At 66.3% G+C, this 6,298-nt stretch carries 5 protein-coding genes and 1 pseudogene; 5 read left to right on the forward strand and 1 reads right to left on the reverse strand.

Features of this window, described 5'->3' with window-relative positions; genetic code table 11:
• Positions 1 to 170: 170 nt before the first annotated feature.
• The 5 genes from V5F77_RS27975 to mgtA all read left to right on the forward strand — a co-directional run bounded on the left by V5F77_RS27975 (position 171) and on the right by mgtA (position 5,503).
• On the forward strand, positions 171 to 494 hold the full coding sequence (locus tag V5F77_RS27975; RefSeq protein WP_429008347.1) for a Chromate resistance protein ChrB: 324 nt from the start codon (positions 171 to 173) through the stop codon (positions 492 to 494).
• Between the two features lie 7 nt (positions 495 to 501).
• Positions 502 to 732, forward strand: a complete 231-nt coding sequence (locus tag V5F77_RS27980; RefSeq protein ID WP_429008343.1) for a DUF1127 domain-containing protein — start codon at positions 502 to 504, stop codon at positions 730 to 732.
• On the forward strand, positions 725 to 2,014 hold the full coding sequence (locus tag V5F77_RS27985; RefSeq protein WP_429008344.1) for an MFS transporter: 1,290 nt from the start codon (positions 725 to 727) through the stop codon (positions 2,012 to 2,014). The genes V5F77_RS27980 and V5F77_RS27985 overlap by 8 nt, the downstream gene beginning before the upstream one ends.
• A gap of 157 nt (positions 2,015 to 2,171) precedes the next feature.
• Positions 2,172 to 2,876 (forward strand): VIT1/CCC1 transporter family protein, encoded by a 705-nt coding sequence (locus V5F77_RS27990; RefSeq protein WP_429008345.1) that lies wholly within the window; start codon positions 2,172 to 2,174, stop codon positions 2,874 to 2,876.
• A 38-nt stretch (positions 2,877 to 2,914) separates the two neighbouring features.
• A complete protein-coding gene (gene mgtA, locus V5F77_RS27995) occupies positions 2,915 to 5,503 on the forward strand; it encodes a magnesium-translocating P-type ATPase (RefSeq protein ID WP_429008346.1) in 2,589 nt (862 codons plus the stop codon).
• 89 nt (positions 5,504 to 5,592) lie between these two features.
• Here mgtA and V5F77_RS28000 read toward each other — a convergent pair.
• Positions 5,593 to 6,298 (reverse strand): annotated as a pseudogene (locus V5F77_RS28000) (Ti-type conjugative transfer relaxase TraA); the annotation flags it as partial.

Genomic DNA, 6,298 nt, shown 5'->3' on the forward strand with positions numbered 1-6,298 from the left:
CAAGAGTTCGCTCAAATGCGCCTTCGCCTGCGCCAAGTTGACCGTGACCATGGCATCCTCGCATGTGGTCATAAAACTGGTCAGAATATAGCGGAGAGCCCCCGGAATGGCGATAAATTTGTTGAAAGACGCACGCGCAGGAGCGCCGGTGGTTTCAGACCGTCGCCTGGATCAGAGACCGCGAACATAGAAGGTTGGATCCCCAGGTCCTCTCCCTCCGCGACGAGGCCAATGCCGAATTCATCGACAAGTGCGACGACTTCGAGCGCGAGGTCGCCCGGGAGGTCGCGGCGAGCCATTATACCTACGCCGAGCTCGACGAGAGCGATCGCGACCTGAAGAAGCTTCAGGGCTGGCTTTCCAGGATCGAGAAGCTGGATTTCTACGGCGGCGAGAAGGCCGAGGAAGCACGCCGCAGCCGGCTGACGGGCTGCGAGGCGGTTCTCGACGATTATGCCCACCGCGTCTTCGACGCCCATGACGAGAACAAGTGAGGGTGTCATGCTGCTGTCGCCAACTGTTCCGGTTTCCATCGTCGTCGGCCTTGCCGGGGCCGGCGCGATCCTTCTGTCCGCGGGCGGACGCCAGGGCCGCGCGCGGCTCGACCGGTTCCTGCCCTGGCAGGACCGCCGGAGGCAGAGGGCGGCACCTGGGGGTCTCGACGCCCGCCTCCTGCGCGACGTCGGGTTGAGCCGCGAGCAGGCCGAGGGCGAAGGCCGCCACCATGACTGACGGCGGATCGACATCCGAACCGGGCGATCGCCGCGACAGCCGCGCGGCCTGGCGCCGCCTGCCAGCCGGGATCTGGGCGCTGGGGTTCGTCTCGCTGCTGATGGATGTCTCCTCCGAGATGATCCACGCGCTGCTGCCGGTCTATCTGGTCGTGGGCCTTGGAGCGACCGCGTTGACGGTCGGCATCATAGAAGGGATCGCGGAAGCAACCGCCGCGATCACCAAGGTCTTTTCCGGGGCGCTGAGCGACCGGATCGGCAAGCGCAAGGAACTCGCGGCGCTCGGCTATGGGCTGGCTGCGATCACCAAGCCGATCTTTCCTCTGGCGCCGTCCGTCGGCTGGCTTGTGGCGGCGCGATTCATCGACCGGGTGGGCAAGGGCATCCGCGGTGCGCCGCGCGACGCGCTGGTGGCCGATATCGCCCCGCCCGAATTGCGCGGCGCCGCCTTCGGGCTGCGCCAGTCGCTGGATACTGTCGGGGCCTTCATCGGGCCCTTGCTCGCCATCGGTCTGATGTGGCTTTTCGCGGACGATTTCGCCTCGGTCTTCTGGGTGGCGGTGATCCCGGCCTTTGCCGCGCTGGCGCTGATCCTGTTCGTCGTGCACGAACCCGCGCGCCCCGCGGGGCTGCGGAAGGTCAGGAACCCGCTCAGCCGCCACGAACTCGGGGGGTTGGGCGCGATCTACTGGTGGGTGGTCGCGGTGGCGGCGGTGTTCACGCTGGCGCGGTTCAGCGAGGCATTCCTGATCCTGCGGGCCGAGGGAATGGGCCTGTCGCTGATGTTCGTGCCGCTGGTGCTGGTCGTGCTGAACATCGCCTATGCGCTGTCGGCCTATCCGGTGGGTGTGCTGTCGGACGGCATGAACCGCATCGGTCTGTTGATCGTCGGCCTGGTGCTGCTGATTGCCGCCGACCTGGTGCTGGCCTTTGCGCCGGGCCTCTGGGGCATCATGTCCGGTCTGGTGCTCTGGGGGCTGCACCTGGGCTTCACCCAGGGCATCCTCGCCACGCTGGTGGCCGACAGCGCGCCGCCGGAACTGCGGGGCACGGCCTTCGGCATGTTCAATCTGGTGACCGGCGCGGCGCTTCTGGCCGCAAGCGTCATCGCCGGGGTGCTGTGGGATGCCTTCGGCGCGGAATGGACCTTTCTGGCCGGGGCCGTGTTTGCGGCTCTTACCATCGCCGGGTTGATTCCGTTACACGGGTCGGCTGGCAAAAAGGGAGATCAGGCGGCAGATGAAGGCAAGCTCCCGACGGGCGGGAGTTTACCCGAGAGTTGATCGCAAGTCGGAACCGCCGAATTTGCCGGCTTTCTTGCCTGACCCGTCCATTCCGGTTTCTCGATTGCCTTCTTGTTCCCGGTTCTCCTGCGCCAGCTATCAAAGCCAAGGCAGCAAGCGTAGAAGCGAAAGAACGAAATCATTTCCGGGACAAGACATGCCGCGACTTCACACGCATCCCGAATCCCACCTCGTCTCGCGCATCGGCTGGTTGCGGGCGGCGGTGCTGGGCGCCAATGACGGAATCGTCTCGACCGCCAGCCTGATCGTCGGCGTGGCCGCGGCCTCGGCCGCGACGCCTGAGGTGCTGGTGGCGGGCGTTGCTGGGCTCGTGGCGGGCGCAATGTCCATGGCAGCCGGCGAATATGTCTCGGTAAGCTCGCAGTCCGACACCGAACGGGCCGACCTCGCCCGCGAGCGGGCCGAGCTGGTCGCCCAGCCCGAGTTCGAGCGCGAGGAACTCGCGCGGATCTATATCGATCGCGGCGTGTCGGTCGATCTGGCGCACCAGGTGGCTGATCAACTGATGGCGAAGGATGCGCTCGAGGCGCATGCGCGCGACGAACTCGGCATCTCCGAGGTGACGGCGGCGCGCCCCATCCAGGCTGCGCTGACCTCGGCCGCGACCTTCGCCCTGGGGGCCGCGATGCCGCTGGCGATGGTGCCGGTGATGCCGCGAGAGACGCTGGTGGTCGGCGTTTCGGTCGCGTCCCTGCTGTTTCTGGCCCTGCTCGGAGCCATCGGCGCACGGGCGGGCGGCGCGAACGTGACCAGGGCAACGCTGCGCGTGACCTTCTGGGGTGCGCTTGCCATGGCGCTGACGGCCGGGATCGGCGCCGTCTTCGGCACCGTGGTCGCATGACGCCCGTGCCCATGCCCCGACTGGTGCAAGAGGGTCCGATGGCCGATCCGCCCCGCGACGCAAGCTACTGGAGCCTGGATGCGGCCGCGCTGGCAGCGGCCCTGGGCGCGGGACCGGGTGGCCTCACCCCTGATCAGGCAGCAACACAGCTTTCCATCGTGGGCCCGAACAGAGTCGAGGATGCGCCGCGCCTGAGCGCCCTGCGCCTTCTTCTGCGACAGTTCGAAAGCCCGCTCGTCCTGATCCTGGCCTTCGCGGCGGCCATTTCTCTCGTCCTTCAGCAATGGGTCGATGCGGGGATCATTCTGGCCATCGTGCTGGGCAGTTCGCTGCTCGGCTTCTTTCAGGAATACCGCGCCTCGGCGGCCGTCGAGGACCTGAAGAAACGCCTTGCGCTGACGGCACGGGTGCTGCGCGGCGGTGCGGAACGTGTGCTGCCGGTGACGCAGATCGTGCCCGGCGACGTGATCCTGCTGTCGGCGGGAAACCTGATCCCCGCCGACGGAATCATCCTCGAGGCGCAGGATTTCCTCGTCACCGAGGCCAGCATGACGGGCGAGTCCTTTCCGGTTGAGAAGCGGCCCGGCATCGCCGCCGCCGATGCCCCGCTTTCCGAGCGGACGAACACGGTTTTCCTGGGCTCATCGGTGCGCAGTGGCACCGCAAGGGTTCTGGTCGTCAGGACAGGCCGCCGGACAGAATTCGGCGCTATCGCGGCACGGCTGCACGCGCGCCAGCCCGAGACGGATTTTGCGCGCGGCGTGCGCCAGTTCGGGTTTCTGCTGATCCGGGTCATGGTGGTGATCGTCCTCTTCGTGCTGACGGTGAACCTGTTGCTGGATCGCCCGGTGGTCGAGTCGCTGCTGTTCGCCTCAGCGCTGGCGGTGGGACTATCGCCAGAACTTCTGCCCGCGATCATCAGCGTCACGCTGTCGGCAGGGGCGCGTGCGATGGGCAGGCGCGGGGTGATCGTGCGGCGGCTGGATGCCATCGAGAACCTTGGCAGCATGACCGTCCTGTGCACGGACAAGACCGGCACGCTGACCGAAGGCACTATTGTTCTGAGCGAGGTCCTGGATGCGACGGCCCGACCTTCGGACGCGGTTCGGCAGCTCGCCTATGTCAATGCAGCACTCGAGACCGGGATCGATAACCCGCTTGATGCCGCCATCATTGCTGCCGGTGCATCGGCCGGACTGACGACCGCGGCTCTGACCAAGATCGACGAGATCCCCTACGACTTCGTGCGCCGGCGGCTGACCATCGTGGTGGCCGAAAGCGCCGACCCCGGAAATCACCTGATCGTCACCAAGGGTGCGTTCTCGAATGTTCTGGCCAGCTGCACGGCATTCGAGCGCGATGGGGCCGAGCTGCCGCTTGACGCCGCCGCGCGCGCCGACCTCGATGCAGTCTTCCGGGCAAAGGGCGAAGAAGGTTTCCGCGTTCTTGCGCTGGCCACACGCCGGGTTGCCTCCAAGCCCGACTATGAGCGCGACGACGAGCGCGACATGGTGTTTCGCGGCTTCCTCGTGTTCCTCGATCCGCCGAAGCCCGAAGCGCGGGAAACGATCGTTGACCTCGCCCGGCTCGGCATCGCCATCAAGGTGATCAGCGGCGACAACCGCCATGTCACCGCCCACATGGCCGAGGCTGTCGGGCTGGATGCCAGATACATGCTGACGGGTGAAGATCTGGCCGGGATGAAGGACGAGGCGCTTTGGCACCTCGCCCCCCGCACCGATCTGTTCGTCGAGATCGACCCGCAGCAGAAGGAGCGCATCGTCCGCGCGCTGCAGCGGACCGGCAACTCGGTGGGCTATCTTGGTGACGGGATCAACGATGCACCGGCGCTGCATGCCGCCGATGTCGGCATTTCGGTCGCAGAGGCGGTCGATGTCGCCCGCGAAAGCGCCGACATCATCCTGCTCAGTCGCGATCTCGATGTGCTGCGGCAGGGCGTCGAAGACGGGCGACGCACCTTCGCCAACACGCTCAAATACATCTCGATAACCACCAGCGCCAATTTCGGGAACATGATCAGCATGGCGCTCGCGACGCCGCTCTTGCCGTTCCTGCCGCTGGCGGCCAAGCAGATCCTGCTCAACAACTTCCTGTCGGACCTGCCCTCGCTGGCCATCTCCAGCGACAATGTGGACCCCGAGCGCCTGTCCAGCCCGCAGCGCTGGAACGTCAGGGACATCCGGAAGTTCATGATCGTCTTCGGCCTGATTAGCTCGGTCTTCGACCTGCTGACCTTCGGCGTCCTGCTCTATGTCTTCCACGCCGGACAGGCGGTATTCCAGACCTCGTGGTTCATGATCTCGCTCTTGACCGAACTGGCGGTGGTGCTCGTCCTGCGGACCCGCAAGCCAGCCTTCCGCAGTCGGCCCAGCCGGTTGCTGCTGTGGTTAACCCTCGCTGTCGCGGCAGCGACACTTGCTGTGCCGTTCATCGGCGCGGCAAGTGCGCTGTTCGGCTTCGTGCCCCTTTCGGCCATGGAGCTGGTCGCCGTGGTGGCGATCGTCGGTGGCTACATGGTGGCCACGGAGATCGCGAAGGCTTGGTTCTTCCAGCACGAAACCACCGCCACGCGCGCACCGACGACCGATCAGCGCTCGCGCGACTGAGTATGCAGATCAGACGATTACAGGCTGCCACCTGAGTTTCTGGCGCTGGCGCGCATGTGGAGAACGTTGGATTCCAGTCCCTTTCCCTCCGCGAAGATCGCATCGACGGTGCGCGCATGGCGGACGAGCGCCCGGCCACGGGCGCGGCGCAACGCCGCCTCCGGGTCTTCCTCCACCTTCCTTTCCGGCCCCTGTCCGCCATCCGCGGGCAGGCGCAGCCCATCGAAGATGCCGCGCACCTTTTCGGGAACTTGGCGGACGATCTCGACAACCTGTTCCACCCGCTCGCGGAAGGTGATCCCGCGCCGCGCGGCATAGTCGCGGGCGGGTTCATAGTCGGTCGCCATGTCCTTGGCGCGCTCGCGCGACAGGGCGCTGACAAGCCGATCCCGGCTGGCGAAGTCGTCATGGCCGTAATGCAGGTCGATGCCGTCGCGGTGCCGCGACAGGGCGACGTAGCTGCCATGCGCGTCCATGCCCGGCGTCGCCAACACATGGGCGCGGTCCACGGTCATGCCCTGCGCCTTGTGGATCGTCGCGGCATAGCCGTGGTCGATCTTGTTGTAGTCCTTCAGGTCGAACGCGACATTGCGCCCGTCGTCGGTGCGGACGGTCATGCTCTGGGCGCCGACCTGCTCGACGGTCCCGAGCGTGCCGTTCCTCACGCCAAGCCCGCGCTCGTTTTTCAGGAACATGATCCGGTCGCCGGGCGCGAAGGTCCGCACACCGCGTTCGGCGGCGACATCCACATCCGCGCCAAGTTCACCTGCGTCACGCATTTTCTGGCGGGCCGCC

It is taken from the genome of Roseixanthobacter psychrophilus (assembly GCF_043195195.1).
In the GTDB taxonomy this organism is placed as follows: Bacteria; Pseudomonadota; Alphaproteobacteria; order Rhizobiales; family Xanthobacteraceae; genus NCEH01.

Excerpts from the sequence above, each read along its gene's own strand:
- V5F77_RS27980 (WP_429008343.1), top strand. The coding sequence starts at position 502 with ATGCTGCTGTCGCCAACTGTTCCGGTTTCCATCGTCGTCGGCCTTGCC.
- V5F77_RS27985 (WP_429008344.1), top strand. The coding sequence starts at position 725 with ATGACTGACGGCGGATCGACATCCGAACCGGGCGATCGCCGCGACAGC.
- V5F77_RS27990 (WP_429008345.1), top strand. The coding sequence starts at position 2,172 with ATGCCGCGACTTCACACGCATCCCGAATCCCACCTCGTCTCGCGCATC.
- mgtA (WP_429008346.1), top strand. The coding sequence starts at position 2,915 with ATGGCCGATCCGCCCCGCGACGCAAGCTACTGGAGCCTGGATGCGGCC.